The organism is Streptomyces sp. P9-A2, assembly GCF_036634175.1.
Classification (GTDB): domain Bacteria; phylum Actinomycetota; class Actinomycetes; order Streptomycetales; family Streptomycetaceae; genus Streptomyces; species Streptomyces pratens.
The window spans coordinates 5157109-5175612 of record NZ_JAZIFX010000001.1; the positions used below are offsets into that span (position 1 = coordinate 5157109).

Consider the following 18504-nt stretch of genomic DNA (forward strand, 5'->3'; position numbering starts at 1 on the left):
TACCTGCGTCTTCGGGATCTGTCTTCGGGATCTGCAGCGGCAGATCGAGGAGGGCCTGAACGTGATGGAGTCCTCCGACGGCGCCAATTCCGTGATCGCGTACGGCAAGGGCGGGGAGATCGCCTCGAACCGGCACGACGAGCAGGAGATGTTCGTGCTGTGCCTGCGCGTCCTGCGGTCTGCCCTGGTGTACGTGAACACCCTGATGCTCCAGGACGTCCTCGGTAAACCGGAGTGGGCCGACCTCCTCACCCCGGCCGACCGGCGCGGCCTGACCCCGCTGTTCTGGTCCCATGTGCGCCCGTACGGCGAGGTGAACCCCGACATGGGCGCCCGCCTGAACCTCATCACGGCCACTGTTCCCGGCCTCGTACCCCAAACGAGCCGGACGAGCCGAATGCGACCCGGGAGATGCAGGCGGGCGAGTCCGGCTGATGATCGCCCCTCCGAGTCAGGCGGTCTGGTCCGGGCTCTTGAGGGAGTCGAGCCAGCGCAGGAGACGGGCTCCCTGGCGGGCCATGATGTCCGGGTCGCGCAGGGCGTTGGCCAGGAGCGACATGCCCTGATATGCGGAGACGAGGGTGACGGCGAGGTCGTCCGGTTCGGGCAGGCCCAGGGCGCGGAACTGGTGTCCGGTCCACTCCAGCAGGCGCCGGATCACCGTGCCGGCCTCCGCATCGAGGGTCCCGTCGGCGCGTTTGTCGAGTTCGACGGCGAGGGTGCCAGTGGGGCAGCCGTAGCGGGCGGCGACCTCGCGCTGGTCGACCCAGGCCTCGATCAGGCCCTTGAGGCGGTCGCGCGGGTCGGACAACTGGTCCAGGCGGATGGTGAGTTCGTCCAGGTGTGCGCTGTGCTCGGAGAGCGCGGCCAGGACCAGCTCGTCCTTGGTTTTGAAGTAGTAGTAGACGTTCCCGACAGGAACGTCGGCCGCGCGCGCGATGTCGGCGAGGGTCGTGCGCTCGACGCCCTGCTCGTGCAGGACACGGGCCGCCTCGGTCGTCAACCGTCGACGCTTGTCGGCTGCCGGTACCCGGGACTTCGCTGAGTCAGTCACCCAACTGACTATAGACAACCTCCAGCGGAACCGTGCTACGGTCCGTGTTAGTCAGTCAACTAACTCACACGAGGGAATTGCAATGATCGTGGTGACAGGCGCAACCGGCAACATCGGACGGACCTTGGTGCCCCTGCTGGCCGAGGCGGGCGAGGATGTCGTGGCCGTCTCGCGACGTCCTCGCCCCGAAGGGCTCCCCGCCGGGATCCGGCGCGCCCAGGCCGACGTCGGGAACAGCGCGAGCATGCGGCCGGTCCTCGACGGTGCCGACGCCTTCTTCATCCTGCTGGGCGGCGAGCTCAACGGCCACGGCGAAAGCCCGAACGCCCTGCTCGACGCGGCCCTGGACGCCGGGGTCAAGCGGATCGTCCTGCTCTCCTCCCAGATCAACGCCACCCGCCCCGAGGCCCTCTCGCACACCCGCCTGCGCGACTACGAAGCCGCCGTGCGCGCGTCCGGAGCAGACTTCACGATCCTGCGCCCGGGCGGATTCGCCTCCAATGCCCTCGCGTGGGCCGAGCCGATCCACATCAAACGCACGATCTTTGCCCCGTTCGGCGATGTGGCCCTGCCAGTCATCGACCCAGCCGACATCGCCGCGGTCGCCGCAGTGGCACTGCGTGAAGAGGGGCACGCGGGCTGTACATACGAACTCACCGGGCCCGAGGCCATCAGCCCGCGCCGGCAGGCCGCAGTGATCTCCCAGGCCCTGAGCGAGGAAGTCACCTTCGTGGAACTGTCCCGTGAACAGGCCCACGCCCACATGGCGCAGTTCATGCCCGAAGAGGTCATCGACGGCACCCTGGACGTCCTCGGCATCCCGCTGCCGGCCGAGCAGGCGATCGGTCCCGATGTGGAGAACGTCCTCCGCCGTCCGGCGAGGCCCTTCGGCGAGTGGGTGGCGCGCAACCTGCCGGCCTTCCAGTAGGAACTCGCCCCGGGCGTGCGGAATGCCGCGCGGGCCCGGGACGGCCCTTGGCCGACGGACCGGAGCCAGGGGGCCGTGTCGGGGTCCGAGGAGTATCCGAGCAGGGATCACCACTACAGCGTTCAGTTTCCTGAACGCTCATGGGCGGTGCGGGGCAGGGCCGGTGTCTCGTCACGGGCCAGGTGCCGCGGGTTCCCCGCCGCTGCGGCAACGGGCGGCGGCGGCATGGATCCCGTCGCATGACACCATGTCAAAGGACGTGGTTGGTACACCAGTTTGACCATCAAGTGTTTGTGCTTCTCGAGTCTGTCCTGGTCAGGGCGGTCTGCTCGGCGCACGTCGTCGCGCAGTTCCGCACCGTCAAGAGGAAGGTCTGCCGTGAGTCGGCCAGCATCCCGTCGGCGCCGGCGGACCTCGTCCGTTGCTCCGAACCGCAGACGCCTCCCCCGTTCCCGAACAAAAACCGGTGGACGGAGTGCGGGACGGAGATGGGCGACGGGACTGTTCATCTGTGCCGTGCTGGGCGGGGGCGTCGCCTTCACGCAGTGGCAGGCGGGTCGCTCCGGGGCGGTGGCCGGCGGCACGGCGGACGTCACCGCCTCGCCGACGGCCGAGCCGGGTGGAGCCGGCGGCGCGTCGCCCAGCGGCAGTGCCGGTCCGTCCGGCACGAGCAGTCCGCCCCCGGAGGCCGAGGGGTCCCCGTCGCCGTCCTCACCGTCCCCGGACGACGACCGGGTCATCGCCGTTCCCGCCGCCGGCCCCGGTACGTTCACGACGGCCCGCACCGACGGGGAGGCCGTCGGCACCGGCGACCGGGTGATGCGCTACAAGGTGATGGTCGAGGACGGCATCGACATCCCGGCAGCCGAAGCCGCGGCCGAGGTCTCCGCCGTCCTGGCCGACGAGCGGGGCTGGACCCGCGGCGGTACGCATGCGTTCCAGCTGGTGGGTTCGGGGACGTACGACCTCGCGGTGAAGATCGCGACGCCGGGCACGGTGGACCGGATCTGCGGCGAGGCCGGCCTGCTGACCAGGGGCGAGGTGAACTGCCGGGTCGGGGAAAACGTTGTCGTGAACCTCAAACGGTGGGTGCGGGGTTCGCCGGAGTTCGACGGGCCGATCGGCGACTACCGGGCGCTGATCATCAACCACGAGGTCGGCCACGGCATCGGCCGGGGCCACGAGACCTGCCCCGGGCCGGGCAAACCCGCCCCGGCGATGATGCAGCAGATCAAGGGCCTGCAGGGCTGCGTCGCCAACGCCTGGCCCTACGACCGTTCCGGCGACTACCTCGGCGGCCCCTCGGTCCCGTGACCAGAGACCGTTTCACCCCGGACACGATCTGTCCCGTGCTCGGGAACAAGCCCGCACAGCCGATCATCCGGGCCGAGGCGGAAGGCAGGCGCACCGATGCCGCCGCGCGGCTCCCGCTCGGTTCCCGCTCGGTTCCCGCTCGGTTCCCGCGCGGCTCCCGCACGGTGGGCCGTGCGGGTGATCCCCGCGGGTGACCTCTGCGGGGAAACGGCGACGGGGCACCCCGGGCGGCGTGCCCGGAATGCCCGTCGACCGTGCGCGCGGTGCGTGGCGCCCGGTCCGCGTGTCGTTGTGGAGGCGCGCGGACCGGGGCCGTCGGGGGGAGCCCCGGGGGTGAGGCTCAGCGGGCCGCGAGTTCGCGTGACTCGAGGGCCGCGGTGTGTGCGTCCATCCGTTCGGCGGCCAGGATCGCGGCCACCGTGTCGGCGCGGGACGCGGCGACGACCAGGGCGCGGCCCGCGAGGGCGTGCGCCTGACGGTGCAGGGCGGTGACGCAGGGCGCGCTCCCGCTCGTGGTCGCCGACGCACGGGCCGGCTTACGTCCTCCCCGCAGGCGGGTCACCTGCTCGGCGAGCCGCTCGGCCGCCGTGTCCAGATCGGCCGAGGGGGCCGCGACGCGCAGCTCGTCGGTGACGACGAGCAGGGCGGCGAGATGGCCCGCGAGCTGGATGTCCAGTTCCGCCTCGCGGGAGCGGCCGGGGAAGTCGTCAGGAGAGCCGGCCATCGTGCGGTGGACCGACTTGGTGCGGATCGGTTCGTACATGGATGGCCTCCAGAATGCTGTCAGGAAGCCATCCTAGCTTAGAATTCGTCTAAAGTTGATCGATTGACAGAACCGGACGAGCTGAACACGCAGCGTCAGGGCTGGTGATAGCCGTCCAGGAAGCGGGCGATCCGGCCCACCGCGTCCCGCAGGGCGTCGGCCGACGGCAGGGTCACCACCCGGAAGTGGTCGGGCTCGGACCAGTTGAAGCCCGTGCCGTGCACGACCATGATCTTCTCTCTGCGCAGCAGGTCGAGGACCATCTGCCGGTCGTCCTTGATCTTGAAGACCTTGGGGTCGAGGCGCGGGAAGAGGTACAGCGCCCCCTTCGGCTTCACGCAGGTCACACCCGGGATCTGGGTGAGCAGCTCGTACGCCGTGTCCCGCTGCTCGCGCAGCCGGCCGCCCGGCAGTACCAGGTCGTTGATCGTCTGGCGTCCGCTGAGCGCGGCGACCACGCCGTGCTGGCCCGGCATGTTCGCGCACAGGCGCATGTTCGCCAGGATCGTCAGGCCCTCGATGTAGGAGTCGGCGTGCGCGCGGGGCCCGGAGATCGCCATCCAGCCCACCCGGTATCCGGCCACCCGGTACGCCTTCGACATGCCGTTGAAGGTGAGGGTGAGCAGGTCGGGGGCGATCGCGGCGGTGGGGGTGTGCGTGGCGTCGTCGTAGAGGATCTTGTCGTAGATCTCGTCCGAGCAGACCAGCAGGTTGTGCCGGCGGGCGATGTCGGTCAGGCTCCTGACCATCTCCTCGTCGTAGACCGCGCCGGTCGGGTTGTTCGGGTTGATGATGACGATCGCCTTGGTGCGATCGGTGACCTTGCTCTCGATGTCGGCGAGGTCCGGCATCCAGTCGGACTGCTCGTCGCAGCGGTAGTGCACCGCCGTACCGCCGGACAGGGCGACGGCCGCCGTCCACAGCGGATAGTCCGGTGACGGGACCAGCACCTCGTCCCCGTCGTCGAGCAGCGCCTGCATCGCCATCACGATCAGCTCGGAGACGCCGTTGCCGATGTAGACGTGCTCGACGTCGGTCTCGATACCGAGGGTCTGGTTGTGCATCACGACCGCACGGCGCGCGGCCAGCAGTCCCTTCGCGTCGCCGTAGCCGTGCGCCGACGACACGTTGCGGAGGACGTCCTCCAGGATCTCGGGCGGGCACTCGAACCCGAACGCGGCCGGGTTGCCGGTGTTGAGCTTGACGATGCGGTGCCCGGCCGCCTCCAGCCGCATCGCCTCCTCGAGCACCGGGCCCCGGATCTCGTAACAGACGTTGGCGAGCTTGGTCGACTGGATCACCTGCATGTAGGGGAGCTTACGGCCAGGTAGTGCCGTTCGGGCCGTGTTCTCCACCACGTGAGACGCGTCGGTTCGGGTGATATGCCCGGCCGCCTGCCCCGGCCGCCCGCCCTGGGTGGCGGCCCCGGGGCCCGCCGTCGGGCAGCCGTCGGGCAGCCGTCGGGCCGACGGCGGGCCGCCGTCAAGAGCACCGCGGAAGCCGCCGTGGAAGTGGCTGTGGGCGCCGCCTCCGTCACCTTCACACCGGGCCTCCCCGGCGCGGACGGCGTGCTCGGCCTCGCCTCGAGTGCCTGCACCCTGCCCAAGCCGCAGGCGAAGGGCCGGCCGCACCGGAGGCGAAGGGCCGGCCGCACCGGAGGCGAGGTGGGCCGGAGGCGAGGCGGGCCGGGCGGGCGGGTGGCGGACCGGGCGGGTGGTTCAGCGGGGTGACCTGCGGACCGCCCGTCCCGCCAGGACGTCGGTGCGCCGCCCGTCCTCGATCACGAACCGCCCGTCGACCAGCACGTACGGGATGCCCGTCGGCAGCGCCCGGGGCTGTTCGAAGGTGGAGCCGGCGGCCACCGTCCGCGGATCGAAGAGCACCAGGTCCGCCCGGTAGCCCTCGCGGACCAGCCCGCGGTCCGCGAGCCGCAGCCGGGCGGCCGGCCGGGACGTCAGATGCGCGACGCACTCCTCCAGCGACAGCACGCCCGACTCCCTTACGTACCGGCCGAGGTACTGCGGGAAGGTGCCGTACGCGCGCGGGTGCGGCTTGGCGCCCTGGAGGATGCCGTCCGAGCCGCCGGTGTGCACCCGGTGCCGCATGATCTCCCGCACGTTCTCCTCGTGGCCGACGTGCTGGAGGATCGACGGCCGCAGCCTGTCCTTGAGCAGCAGTTCGCGGGCGAGGGCCCACGGGCTCTCGCCGCGCAGTGCGGCCGACTCCTGGACCGTGCGGCCCACGTACTCGCCCAGCGCGGGGTCGCCCACCCCGGAGATCTCGATGGTGTCCCACTCCATGGGCACGCCGTGGCAGCCGTCCGAGCCGGTGACCTCCAGGTGGTGCCGGATCCGCTCGGCCGTCGCGTCGTCCGCGAGCCGCCGGAGGGTCTCCTCCGGGCCGCCCTCGCCCGCCCAGCTCGGCAGCACCGCGGCCAGCGTGGTACTGCCCGGTGTGTACGGGTACGTGTCGAGGCTGATGTCGGCGCCGGCGGCGAGCGCGTCGTCCAGCAGGGCCAGCAGCTCGGGCGCCCTGCCCTTGTTCACGCCGAAGTTCATCGTCGCGTGCGCCAGGTGCAGCGGGCAGTCCGCCTCCCGGGTGAGCGTCACCATCTCCTCGTACGCCCGGAGCGCGCCCGCGCCGTAGGAGCGGTGGTGCGGGCAGTAGTAGCCGCCGTAGCGGGCCACCACCCGGCACAGTTCGGTGAGTTCGGCGTCCTTGGCGTACATGCCGGGCGTGTACGTCAGTCCCGACGACATGCCGACCGCGCCCTGTTCCATGCCCTCCGCGACCAGTTGCCGCATCCGGTCCAGCTCGGCGGGGGTGGCCTCCCGGTCCTCCCAGCCGACGACGAGGGCGCGGACCGTGCCCTGCGGGATCAGGTACGCGGCGTTGACCGCGATGCCCTGATCGAGCCGGTCCAGGTACTCGCCCACCGACCGCCAGTCGAAGTCGATGTCGTCCCCGTCGCCGTTCCATCCGGCGATCGCGCGGCGGACCTCGCCGAGCGTGCGGTCGTCGACCGGCGCGTACGACAGGCCGTCCTGGCCCAGCACTTCGAGGGTGACGCCCTGCGCGGCCTTGGCGCTGTGGTCGGGGTCGCGCAGCAGTGCCAGATCGCTGTGGGCGTGCATGTCGATGAAGCCGGGGGCCAGGACGAGCCCCTCGGCGTCCAGTTCGCGGCGGGCCTTCGGGCGTTGACAGCCCGCTGCCGCCGCCTCCTTCACGATCGAGACGATGCGGCCGCCGTCGACGACCACGTCCGCGCGGTACGAGCTGTCGCCGGAGCCGTCCACGACGTCGGCGTCCCGGATGACGAGTTCTTCCATGACAGGGCCTCCTAGAAGAACGTACGGATGTAATCGACCACCGTGCCGTCCGCCTCCGCCAGAGGGATGAGTACCCATTTGTCGAAGGAGGTGCACGGGTGGGAGAGGCCGAGGCCCAGCCAGTCGCCGACCTCCAGGTCGGCCTCCGGGGCGGTACGCAGCCAGGCGTGCTGGTCGGAGAGGGAGGTGACCGAGATCCCGGTGGCCGGGCGCTCCGTGCCGTCCCGGCGGACCACCTGGGCGAACGGCAGGTCGAGGTCGTAGGCCGCGTCCCGCTTGCCCGCGTTGGCGAAGGCCTGCCCGGCGGACGGCCGGGACACGATCTGCGTCCACAGCCGGAACGCCGGCTCCAACGCGCCTTCCTCCGGTACCCGGTTGAACGGGGTCAGCTCGCGGTAGTGCCCGTCGTCGTGCGAGACGTACGCGCCCGAGCGCAGCAACTTCAGGACGGGGAGGGAGAGTTCCGGGACTTCGGCGAAGACGTCGGCGACCGCGTCGAACCAGGCGCTGCCACCCGCGCTCACCACGATCTCGTCCACGCCCGCGAACCGCCCGGCCTTGTCGAAGTCCACCGCCAGGGCCACCAGACGCCGCAGCCACGCCCGCACCCGTTCCGGGTCGGCGTCCGGCACCTCGCCCTCGTACCCGGCGACCCCGACCAGCCGCAGACCGCGCGCGCCCGCCACCGCGTCGGCGACGGCGGCGCACTCCGCCTCCGTCCGCACCCCGGTCCGGGCGCCCTCGCCCCCGGCCAGTTCGACCACGACGTCCACCGGGCGGACGGACCCGGCGAGGGCCGCGTCCATCAGCTCGACACCGCGCACGGAGTCGACGTAGCAGACGAACCGGAAGCCGGGGTCGGCGTCCAGGTCGGCGGAGATCCACCGCAGAGCCGCCGGGTCCACCAGCTCGTTGGCGAGGAAGACCCGCCGCACGCCGAACGCCCGCGCCACCCGCACCTGGTGCGGCACCGCGAGCGTGATGCCCCAGGCGCCGTGCTCGAGCTGGCGCCGGAAGAGCTGCGGGGCCATGGACGTCTTGCCGTGCGGGGCGAAGGCGAGGCCGTGCCGGGCCGCGTACGTCTCCATCAGCGTCAGATTGTGCTCCAGGAGCTCGGCGGACAGCGCGAGCACCGGGGTGGTGAAACCGCCGGTGAACAGGTTCCGGTGCTGGGCGGCCAGTTCGCCGACGGTCAGCCCGTCGGCGTCCGGCGGGAGGCCCTTGAAACGGTGGTCGACGCGTTCCTCCGTAAGGAGTGTGTAGGCGTCGGAACCGGGGTCGAGGACCATCAGAGCCTCCCTGATCTGGTGTGTTGCATTCCTTGCAACACCCATTGCGTATGTCGCTTACCGCTGTCTAACATCTCGGCCACACGGGGTCAATGGAAACGGGTCCCGACGGCCGACGAGGACAATGCGGGCAGACACCGACGATCCGCCCCCACCCGGCCCCACGCCACCCGTCCCGCCCCGCACCAACGACACCACCCCGCGCCACCCGTCCCGCACCAACGACACCACCCGACCTGCGCCATCGACATCGCCCGTCCCACACCACCGGCCTCGCCCGACCTGCGCCATCGACATCGCCCGTCCCGCACCACCGGCCTCGCCCGATCCCGCCCGATCCCGCCGCACCGAGGAGCCACCCCGCCGTGACCGCCACCGGACCCCGCACCGCCCCCGACGTCGACGTCGTGGAGACCGTCGATGTCGTCGCGCTGGGCGAGTCCATGGTGACGTTCCTGCCCTCCCGGCCGGGCCCCCTCGCCGACGTGCCCTCCTTCGAGCGGGCCATCGGCGGCGCGGAGTCCAACACCGCCTGCGTCCTCGCGGCGGCCGGCCACTCGGCGCGCTGGATCAGCGCGGTCGGCCGGGACGGCTTCGGCGACCACCTCCTGCGGGCGATCGGGGCGTACGGCGTCGACGTGTCCTCCGTCCGGCGCGACCCGCACCGCCCCACCGGCGTCTACTTCCGCACCGCCGGCGACCGCGCCTCCGACGCCCACGAGGTCGCCTACTACCGGGCGGGCTCCGCGGCCTCCGCGATGACCACCGCCGACGTCGACCTGGAGGCGGTGCGCGCCGGGCGCGTCCTGCACCTGTCCGGCATCACCGCCGCGCTCTCCCCCGGCTGCCTGGAACTGATGCGGGAGCTCACCACTCCCCGTCCCGGCCGCCCGCTCGTCTCCTTCGACGTCAACCACCGCCCCGGACTGTGGCGCGACAGCGACGCCCACGACCGCGGCTCCGGCCCCGAGGTGCTGCTGGAACTGGCCCGCGGCGCCGACCTCGTCCTCGTCGGCGACGACGAGGCGCGTGAGGCCTGGGGCCTCGCGGACGCCGCCGCCGTGCGCGAGGCGCTGCCCGAACCGGAGATCCTCGTCGTCAAGCACGGCGGCCGCGGCGCCACGGCCTACGGCCCGCACGGCGCGGAGACCTTCGTCCCCTCCCTCGCCGTGGACGTCGTCGCCGCCGTCGGAGCCGGGGACGCCTTCGCCGCCGGGTTCCTCTCCGCCACCCTGCGCGCCCTGCCCGTACGGGACCGGCTCCGGCACGGCCACCTCACGGCCGCCGCCGCCCTCACCGTCCCCGGCGACCTCGCCGCACCCCCCGCCCGCGACCTGGCCGACCGGCTGGCCGCCCTGGACGACACGGCGTGGGGGAAACTGCGTCTCGGCCCCGGCTGGACCGAGACCGCCACCGCGGACGCGCACACGGATGCGGGCGCGGACCGGGCCGAGGAGGAGGTACGCACCCCATGAGCCAGACCGTCGACCGCGCACTGAACATCCTGCCGCTGCTCGCCGAAGGCCCCGCCGACCTCGGGCAGGTCGCCGAACGGCTCGGCGTGCACAAGTCCACCGCCCTGCGGCTGCTGCGTACCCTGCACGAGCACGGACTCGTCTACCGCCAGTCCGACCAGCACTACCGGCTCGGCGCCCGCCTCTTCGCCCTCGCCCAGGAGGCGATGGAGAACCTCGACGTCCGCGAGATCGCCCACGCCCACCTCGTCCGCCTCAACGAGCAGTGCGGCCACACCGTGCACCTCGCCGTCCACGAGGAGAACGAGGTCCTCTACATCGACAAGGTGGAGAGCCGCTACCCGGTCCGCATGTACTCGCGGATCGGCAAGCCCGTCGCCATCACCGTCGCCGCCGTGGCCAAACTACTCCTCGCCGACCTGCCCGAACACGAGCGCCGCGACCTCGCGGAGAAGCTCGACTACCCCCTGTACACGTCCCGTTCGACGCCCAGCCCGGCCGCGTTCCTGCGCGAGCTGGAGAAGGTGCGCGAACAGGGCTGGGCCACCGACCTCGGCGGCCACGAGGAGTCCATCAACTGCGTCGCCGCGCCGATCCGCGGCGCCGACGGCCGGGTGGTCGCCGCGATGTCGGTCTCCGCGCCGAACGTCGTCGTCACCGCCGACGAACTCCTCACCCTGCTCCCGCTGGTCCGCCGCACCGCGGACGCGATCAGCGGCGAGTACTCCGGCCGGACCCCGGCAGAACCCCAGTGACTCCAGTGACCCCAGTGACCCCAGTGACCCCAGTGACTCCAGCGAAGGACCGCCCCCTCATGACCGAGAAGAACGAGAAGACCGAGAAGACCGAGAAGACCGAGAAGGTCGCCCTCACCCCGAGCACGCACACCACCCCGCCCGCGAAGTTCTCCCACGGCGTACGCAAGGGCAACATCCTCCAGGTCGCCGGCCAGGTCGGGTTCCTCCCCGCCGAGGAGGGCAGGCCGCCCACGACCGCCGGCCCCGGCCTGCGCGAGCAGACCCTCCAGACCCTCGCCAACGTCAAGGCGATCCTCGAGGAGGGCGGCGCGACCTGGGACGACGTGATGATGCTCCGCGTCTACCTCACCGACGTGGACCACTTCGCCGAGATGAACGGCATCTACAACACCTACTTCGAGGAGCAGGGCCTCACCCAGCCGCCCGCCGCGCGCACGACCGTCTACGTCGGCCTGCCCGCGGGGCTCCTCATCGAGATCGACGCACTGGCCGTACTGGGCTGACGCGCACTCATCTCTTCCCGTAACCCCCTCACACCCCGTGTGCCACGGCACGGCGTCCGCCACCTCTGTGACGCCGTGCCGCGATCCCCCCTGCCCGAAAACTTCATGCGCTCAAGCAGAGGACCCCCTGATGTCCCACCCGTCCCTTTCGCTCGCCGCCGACGCGGCGGCCGAGACACCCCCGCACACCGGAGGACTCCTCCTCCTCGTCGACGGCACCGCCGGTCTGCTGACCGTCGCCGCCATCGGCATCGCGCTGCTCCTCTTCCTGATCATCAAGGTCCGGCTCCAGCCGTTCGTCGCCCTGCTGGGCGTCTCCATAGCCGTCGGCCTGATGGCCGGTCTGTCGGTCACCGAACTCTTCGGCACGGTCCAGCGCTCGGACGCGGTGTCCACCATCGAGTCCGGCATGGGCGGCATCCTCGGCCATGTCGCGATCATCATCGGCCTGGGCACCATGCTCGGCGCGATCCTCGAGGTCAGCGGCGGCGCCGCGGTCCTGGCGTCCCGGCTGCTCGGCCTGTTCGGCGAGAAGCGGGCCCCGCTCGCCATGGGCATCACCGGCCTGATCTTCGGTGTCCCGGTCTTCTTCGACGTCGGCATCTTCGTCCTTGCGCCGATCGTGTACGCCGCCGCGAAGCGCTCCGGCAAGTCGATCCTGCTCTACTGCCTGCCCCTGCTCGCGGGCCTGTCCGTCACCCACGCCTTCCTGCCCCCGCACCCCGGCCCGGTGGCCGCCGCCGGACTGCTCGACGTCGACCTCGGCTGGGTCATCCTCATGGGTGTCGTCACCGGCCTCCCGGCCGTCGTCGCCGCCTGGGTCTACTCCGCCTGGATCGGCAAGCGGATCTTCGTCGCCGTACCGCAGGACATGGTCGAGGCCGCCGAGGAGTCCCGTCAGGCCGTCCTCGACGAGCAGCGTGCGGCGGGTGTGGAGCCGCGTGAGACGCCCGTGCCGCTCGGCACCGTCCTCGGCATCATCGGTACGCCGCTCATCCTGATCCTCGCCTCGACGTTCTCCTCGATCGCCCTGGACGAGTCCACGCTGCGCTCGGTCGTGGAGTTCTTCGGCCACCCGTTCGTCGCGCTCACCATCGCCCTGTTCATGGCGTACTACCTGCTAGGCATCCGGCGCGGCTGGTCCCGCAAGTCCCTGGAGACCGTCTCGACGTCCTCGCTGAAGCCGGTCGGCAACATCCTGCTGGTCGTCGGCGCCGGCGGTGTCTTCGGCGCGGTCCTCAAGGGGAGCGGCGTCGCCCAGGCGCTGTCCGACACGTTCAACGACGTCGGCCTGCCGGTGATCGTCCTGTCCTACCTGATCTCCGTGGTGCTCCGGGTCGCGCAGGGCTCGGCGACGGTGGCGATCGTCACCACGGCGGGCATCGTCGCCCCGCTGCTGTCCGAGGGGGATCACTCCCAGGCGTTCGTGGCGCTGGTCATCATGGCCATCTCCGCGGGCTCCATCTTCGCCTCGCACGTCAACGACGGCGGATTCTGGATGGTCGCCAAGTACTTCGGCATCAGCGAGCGGGACACGCTGAAGACCTGGACGGTGCTGGAGAGCGTCCTGTCGGTGGCGGGCTTCGTGGTCGCGGCGGTACTCAGCCTGTTCGTCTGACGCCGCGTTCGTCTGACGCCGCGTTCGTCCGACCCCGTGTGATCATCCTCCGATTCATGCGAACGGTGGGGCGCATGTAGGCGTCTGATAACGAAGTGAGGGGCTGGCTGTGCTCCACACAGGATCGTCGACCATACTCATCCGGTGTGGAGCAGCGCATAGGTTCGAGCAGCCAGCCCCAGCCCCTGGAAGGCGCCGGATTCGACCCGGCCTTCATCCCCGGGCTCACCGCACCCGTGTCCGGCACGCCCGACCGCAAGGCGGACGCGAAGGACGCGAAGAGCGGGAAGGAACCCGAGGGCGCGAAGCCCGCCGCGGAGCCGGAGGACGCGGCGCCCGGGACGGAGGCGGACCCGGCCACGGAATCGGGGAAGGAACCGGCGACGAAGAAGGAGCCGGAGCTGGAACCGGAGGCCGGGACGTCGTCCGCGAAGGCGACCTCGCTGGAGAAATCCGAGGCTGCCGGGGCCTCCGAGGAGGAGCCCGCCCCCGAGGGCCCCGTCTTCGAGGCGTCCGACCGCCGTGCCGGGATCGTCGCCGATCACAGTGGCGTACGGCTCCGGCTGGACGACCAGGCGTGCGAGTTCGGCTGGGACGAGATCGGCGCGGTGGAGACGGAGACCGCCCGCTTCGGCAAGCGGTACACGGTCACCGTCCACACCACGGAACGCCGTTGGTACCCGATCGAGATCGAGGCCACGTCCCGCAGCCGCTTCGCCACGTGGGACACGGAACTGGACGCGGTCCTGGACGCCTACTTCGACGACGAGGCCCCCGAACCCGAGGAGCCCGAGGCGGACGCCTCGGACACGGACGCCCCCGGCACGGACGCCTCCGGTACGGACTCACCCGACGCCGACTCGTCCGACACGGACGCCTCCGGTACGGACTCACCCGACGCCGACTCGTCCGACACGGACGCCTCCGGTACGGACTCACCCGACGCCGACTCGTCCGACACGGACGCCTCCGGTACGGACTCACCCGACGCCGACTCGTCCGACACGGACGCCTCCGGTACGGACTCACCCGACGCCGACTCGTCCGACACGGACGCCGACGCCGGGAAGCCCGAGCCGGACGCCGACGCCGAGACGTCCGAGCCGGACGCCGACGTGGACCCGTCCGACGACAAGGACAAGCCCAAGCCGGCCACCGACCCCGTGGCCTAGGCACCACGACGACTCCTCGCGCCGGGCGGCGCCGCTGACTAACCGCAGTACTGCGCCGCCTTGCCGATGGAGCGGTACATGCAGTCCGCGTTCTCCAGGAGTTGCAGGACGGCGTCCCGGTTCCGGGACGTCTCCCGCTCGATGACCTCGTCGGGCGGGTAGAAGCCGCCGCCCGACGAGGACCTCGGATACATCTCGTAGGTGTAGCCGAAGATCTTGTGCGTGCCCCACAGGTAGTCGTCGATCGACCCGTCCGTGATGTACAGGTCGCTGGACTGCTGGGCCGTGTAGCCGTTGCTCGCGGCCATCTTCTGGCCGACCGTGCGGAAGGCGGCCTGGTCGTCGGCCGTCATCCCGGTCGTGGTGTCGGAGTAGGTGTAGCCGAACGGCCACAGCACCAGCTCGCTGTACGTGTGGAAGTCGACGCCCGCCTTGATCTGCTGCACCCCGCCCACGACCCGGCTGCGCACGAAGTCGGCGACGACCTTCACCTCGGGCGCGGACTCGGGAGCCGACCCCCGGTAGGTCTCGGAGGACGTGGAGCCGGAGGAACCGCCGCAGCAGCCCCAGCGGTAGTCCCAGTTGCGGTTCAGGTCGGTGCCGACGTACGACGAACCGGAGTTGGGCTGCCGGTTCTTGCGCCATGAACGGTAGGAGCCGGTGGCGATGTCGTACTCGCCGCCGTCCGGGTTGAGGTCCGGGACGATCCAGATCTCCCGGCCGTTGACCATGTTGGTGATCCGCGAGTCGCTGCCGTATCCCGCGCCGAGTTCACGCAGCAGATACAGCGCCATCTCCACGGTCATGTGCTCGCGCGCGTGCTGGTGGTGGGTGAACAGCACCTCGGGCTCGTTCTCGTCCGCCGTCACGTTGTCGCTGATCTTGATGGCGACGATGTCCCGGCCCTGGTAGGACCGGCCGATCACCCGCTTGCTCATGATGTTCGGGTACGCCGACAGCCGCTGGTCGATCTCCGCGTTCATCTCGGCGTAGTTGTGGTAGCGGGAGTCGGCCGAGGGGAAGTCGAACAGGCGGATGTCGTCGGCGGCGGACGAGCGGTCGGGTGCCGCGCCCAACGGCGTGATCTCGTACCCCTGTTGGCGCAGGGTCCGGATCTGGTCCGCGCGGCCGGAGACGACCACCGTCTCCTCGTCGGCCTCGTCCACGGTGACCCCGGACTGCTGGATCGCCGTACGGGTCACGGCGGTCGTGTGCTGGTGGATCTCGTACTGGCGGATGTCGTCGGCGGAGGGTGCCGCCCGTTTCGCGCTGTCGGCGCCGGCCTCCGTGGCCGTCATCGACACGGGCGCGGCGAGGGCCAGGGCGAGGAGTGCGGCGAGCGCGGCGGAGCGTCTGCCGCGCCTGCCGCGTGTGCGAAGTCGCATGAAGTGTCCTTGTGGGAGGTGGGGTTGTTCATGGCGACGTGCGTGGTGCGGTGCCGACATAGTCCGTGCGTGACATGATCAGGTCAAGATTGCGTCCGGGTTCGCCACCCACGGCCACGTACATCCCGTCACGTACATCTCGTCACGTACATCTCGTCACGTACATCCCGTGAAGATCCCGGCACGCCCTCTTGCCCGACCGGCACCCATCCGCTTTCTTGGCCCTCATGGCGGACACCACGGGAAACACCCAGGACACCGGAGCCCCACCCGGCGCCGGCTCCGGCCCCCAGCCCCGCAAGTCCAGTTGGAGGTACATCGGCCCCGGCATCGTCGTCGCCGCGACCGGGGTGGGAGCCGGCGACCTGGTCGCCACCCTCATCGCGGGCAGCAGCTTCGGCTACACCCTCCTCTGGGCGGCGGTCATCGGCTGCCTGGTGAAGATCTCCCTCGCCGAGGCGGCGGGCCGCTGGCACCTGGCCACCGGCCGCACCCTGTTCGACGGTTGGGCGAGCCTGGGCCGCTGGACGACGTACTTCTTCGGCGTCTACGTCGTCATCTGGGGCTTCGTCTACGGAGCGGCGGCGATGTCGTCGAGCGCGCTGCCCCTGCAGGCCCTCTTCCCGGACGTGATGGACCTCGAAGGGTGGGGCATCGCCTGTGCCCTGGTGGGTCTGGTCTTCGTCTGGTTCAACAGATACGCGGTCTTCGAGAAGGTCATGACGGTCCTGGTGGGCGTCATGTTCGCGGTGACCGTCTACCTGGCGATCAGGGTGGCACCGAACCTCGGGGACGCCTTCGCCGGACTGCTCCCGGTCCTTCCCGACGCGGACGACTCGGTCCTCTACACCCTGGGCCTGATCGGCGGCGTCGGCGGCACGATCACGCTGGCCGCGTACGGCTACTGGGTCAACGCCAAGGGCTGGACGAACACCGGCTGGATGAAGGTGATGCGCCTCGACAACCGCGTCGCGTACGTCACCACCGGCATCTTCGTCGTCGCGATGCTCTTCGTCGGCGCCGAGCTCCTGAACTCGGCGGGGCTCGCGCTGGAGAAGGGCGACCAGGGCCTGGTGCAGCTGAGCGACATCCTGGAGGAAAGGTACGGCACCGCGACGGCGAAGTTCTTCCTGATCGGCTTCTTCGCCACGTCGTTCACGTCGCTGATCGGCGTGTGGCACGGGGTGAGCCTGATGTTCGCCGACTTCGTGACGCGCGGCCGGAAGAAGGCGAAGGTGTCGAGGGGCGAGGCCATCGCGTCCGGCCGCCCGGAGAAGTCCTGGCCGTTCCGCGCCTACCTGCTGTGGCTGACCTTCCCACCCATGATCCTCCTGTTCGAAGGCCAGCCCTTCCGCCTCATCATCCTCTACGGCGTCCTGGGCGCCGCCTTCATGCCCTTCCTCGCCCTGACCCTGCTCTGGCTCCTCAACTCCACCCGCACACCCCGAGAATGGTGCAACGGGGTCCTCAGCAACACCATGCTCGTCATCGCCGGCCTCCTCTTCCTGGTCCTGTGCGTCAAACAGGTCTGGGACCAGCCCTGGTCGGAGTTCTTCTAGCGGTCGGGGCGAGTCGAGCCGGGTCGGGTCAGGCCGGTTCGGGCCGGCTCACTCAAGGTCGTCCCACCAGGGGCTGAGGGCGATCGTCCGGAGTTCCTCCATGCTCAGCGCGGGGGTGCCGAGTGCGGCGTCCTCGTGCTGAGCACCGGTGCTGAAGGCACTGGCCATCACACGCCTGCCGTCGGTCCGCAGAGCCTCCACGGTCCACACGACGACACCGGCGGCGTCCTCCTTGCGCGGCTTCTCCCAGGTGGCGACCCGGGTTCCGTCCTCCAGCTTCTCGACGGGACCGTAGATCTCGCCGACGAGGTCCGACATGCCGTGCCGGACGCTGATCCGGACGAAGCTCCTCCCCTTGCCGTCGTCGACGACGACATGGGCGTCCTCTTTCCCCTGACTGCCCTTCGACACCACGTCGAGACGGTCGGGGACGAGACCCGCGAGTCTCTCCAGGACCGCCGGTCCGGCGGCGCGCGGCGGCGGTGCGCTCCAATCCGCGGGCTTCGGGATGGCGTCGACGGCGGCCCGCCACTGCGGAGCCGTGGCGAGTTCTTCGAGCTGCGAGGCGGACAGCGGAGGCGCGGGCCGGCTGACGGGCTCGCCCTTCTCGGCGGCCGAGTTCCATTCGCCCGCACTGATCATCTGCCCCTGGGGAGTGACCAGTACGGCGCTCCACCCTCTGGTGTCCGTGCGCCGGTCCGGATCCAGGTACCCCTTGAGCATCATGAACTTCGACCCGTCCGCCAGAACGCTGGTGGCACAACTGTCGTACGGGGTGAGTACCTTGTCCGGGCACAGGGTGGCCTCGCGGGCCTGGGAGCCTCCCGGCTTGACGCGTTGGAGACCGACGCCGACGGCTGCGGGCCCCTCGCCGTCGTCGTACACGACCTTGGCGAACGGCCCGAGGGACGAGTCGGTGCCGCGCCCCTCCTCCCCGCTGAACCTTCCGTCGGGGAGGAGCCCCTTCAGTGTGCGGATGAGTTCCTTGCCGGAGATGGGCGCCGGAGTGTCCTGGGCGCCGGCGGTGACCTCGGACCCCGAGACCGCCGACGTCCGCCCGTCCTCTCCGCCACCGTTCCCGCCCGGCAGAAGGAGCGCCCCGCCCACCCCCACGAAAGCGATCCCGGCCGCGCCCCCGAGGACGGCGGCCCTTCGCCGCGCCCGTATCCGCCTCCCCCGAGTGAGCCCCACGTCGGTGAGGGTGCCCCGGTCGGCCTCGAAGGTGTCGCCGGCGTCGTGCAGAGCGGCGGAGAGCCGCTCCTCGAAGGGGTCGCTGTGCTGGTCGACGGACATGAGGAACCACCGCTTCCGTGAGGTGAACGTGGGGAGAGTGAGGAGAGGAGGGACGGCCCGCGGC

14 protein-coding genes and 2 pseudogenes are annotated in these 18504 nt (G+C 70.8%); 9 read left to right on the plus strand and 7 right to left on the minus strand.

What is annotated here, in order from left to right:
- Positions 1-64: 64 nt before the first annotated feature.
- Positions 65-253: pseudogene (locus tag V4Y04_RS37810) on the plus strand (Tn3 family transposase); the annotation flags it as partial.
- Positions 254-451: 198 nt separating this feature from the next.
- On the opposite strand, the gene V4Y04_RS23550 reads toward V4Y04_RS37810, so the two are convergent.
- Positions 452-1054: a TetR/AcrR family transcriptional regulator gene (locus V4Y04_RS23550; protein WP_332430305.1), complete on the minus strand. Its 603-nt coding sequence runs from the start codon at positions 1052-1054 to the stop codon at positions 452-454.
- Between the two features lie 82 nt (positions 1055-1136).
- Here V4Y04_RS23550 and V4Y04_RS23555 point away from each other — a divergent pair, with 82 nt between their 5' ends.
- Entirely contained in the window at positions 1137-1982 is an 846-nt protein-coding gene (locus tag V4Y04_RS23555; RefSeq protein WP_332430306.1) for an SDR family oxidoreductase, read from the plus strand.
- Between the two features lie 507 nt (positions 1983-2489).
- Entirely contained in the window at positions 2490-3296 is an 807-nt protein-coding gene (locus V4Y04_RS23560) for a DUF3152 domain-containing protein (RefSeq protein ID WP_443080200.1), read from the plus strand.
- Between the two features lie 340 nt (positions 3297-3636).
- Here V4Y04_RS23560 and V4Y04_RS23565 read toward each other — a convergent pair whose 3' ends face one another.
- The 4 genes from V4Y04_RS23565 to V4Y04_RS23580 form a co-directional block, all read right to left on the minus strand.
- Positions 3637-4059, minus strand: a complete 423-nt coding sequence (locus tag V4Y04_RS23565) for an SCO4983 family protein (RefSeq protein WP_332430307.1) — start codon at positions 4057-4059, stop codon at positions 3637-3639.
- Positions 4060-4154: 95 nt separating this feature from the next.
- Complete coding sequence (locus V4Y04_RS23570) at positions 4155-5366, minus strand: pyridoxal phosphate-dependent aminotransferase (protein WP_332430308.1); 1212 nt, start codon at positions 5364-5366, stop codon at positions 4155-4157.
- A gap of 411 nt (positions 5367-5777) precedes the next feature.
- Positions 5778-7388 (minus strand): N-acyl-D-amino-acid deacylase family protein, encoded by a 1611-nt coding sequence (locus V4Y04_RS23575; RefSeq protein WP_332430309.1) that lies wholly within the window; start codon positions 7386-7388, stop codon positions 5778-5780.
- Positions 7389-7399: 11 nt separating this feature from the next.
- Positions 7400-8677: an amino acid deaminase gene (locus V4Y04_RS23580; RefSeq protein WP_332430310.1), complete on the minus strand. Its 1278-nt coding sequence runs from the start codon at positions 8675-8677 to the stop codon at positions 7400-7402.
- Between the two features lie 365 nt (positions 8678-9042).
- Here V4Y04_RS23580 and V4Y04_RS23585 point away from each other — a divergent pair, with 365 nt between their 5' ends.
- The 5 genes and pseudogenes from V4Y04_RS23585 to V4Y04_RS23605 form a co-directional block, all read left to right on the plus strand.
- Positions 9043-10152 (plus strand): sugar kinase, encoded by a 1110-nt coding sequence (locus tag V4Y04_RS23585; protein ID WP_332430311.1) that lies wholly within the window; start codon positions 9043-9045, stop codon positions 10150-10152.
- Positions 10149-10907, plus strand: coding sequence for an IclR family transcriptional regulator (locus V4Y04_RS23590; RefSeq protein WP_332430312.1), 759 nt, complete (start codon positions 10149-10151; stop codon positions 10905-10907). Before V4Y04_RS23585 ends, V4Y04_RS23590 begins: the two co-directional genes overlap by 4 nt.
- A gap of 59 nt (positions 10908-10966) precedes the next feature.
- Complete coding sequence (locus V4Y04_RS23595; protein ID WP_332430313.1) at positions 10967-11413, plus strand: RidA family protein; 447 nt, start codon at positions 10967-10969, stop codon at positions 11411-11413.
- A 130-nt stretch (positions 11414-11543) separates the two neighbouring features.
- Entirely contained in the window at positions 11544-13031 is a 1488-nt protein-coding gene (locus V4Y04_RS23600) for a GntP family permease (protein ID WP_332430314.1), read from the plus strand.
- 146 nt (positions 13032-13177) lie between these two features.
- Positions 13178-13921, plus strand: a pseudogene (locus V4Y04_RS23605) (hypothetical protein); the annotation flags it as partial.
- A 320-nt stretch (positions 13922-14241) separates the two neighbouring features.
- Here the strand turns inward: V4Y04_RS23605 and V4Y04_RS23610 are convergent.
- Positions 14242-15588: a M14 family metallopeptidase gene (locus V4Y04_RS23610; protein ID WP_332430315.1), complete on the minus strand. Its 1347-nt coding sequence runs from the start codon at positions 15586-15588 to the stop codon at positions 14242-14244.
- Positions 15589-15815: 227 nt separating this feature from the next.
- Between V4Y04_RS23610 and V4Y04_RS23615 the strand changes: the two genes are divergently transcribed.
- A complete protein-coding gene (locus V4Y04_RS23615) occupies positions 15816-17147 on the plus strand; it encodes an Nramp family divalent metal transporter (RefSeq protein ID WP_332430316.1) in 1332 nt (443 codons plus the stop codon).
- 48 nt (positions 17148-17195) lie between these two features.
- Here V4Y04_RS23615 and V4Y04_RS23620 read toward each other — a convergent pair whose 3' ends face one another.
- Complete coding sequence (locus V4Y04_RS23620) at positions 17196-18440, minus strand: hypothetical protein (protein WP_332430317.1); 1245 nt, start codon at positions 18438-18440, stop codon at positions 17196-17198.
- Positions 18441-18504 lie beyond the last annotated feature (64 nt).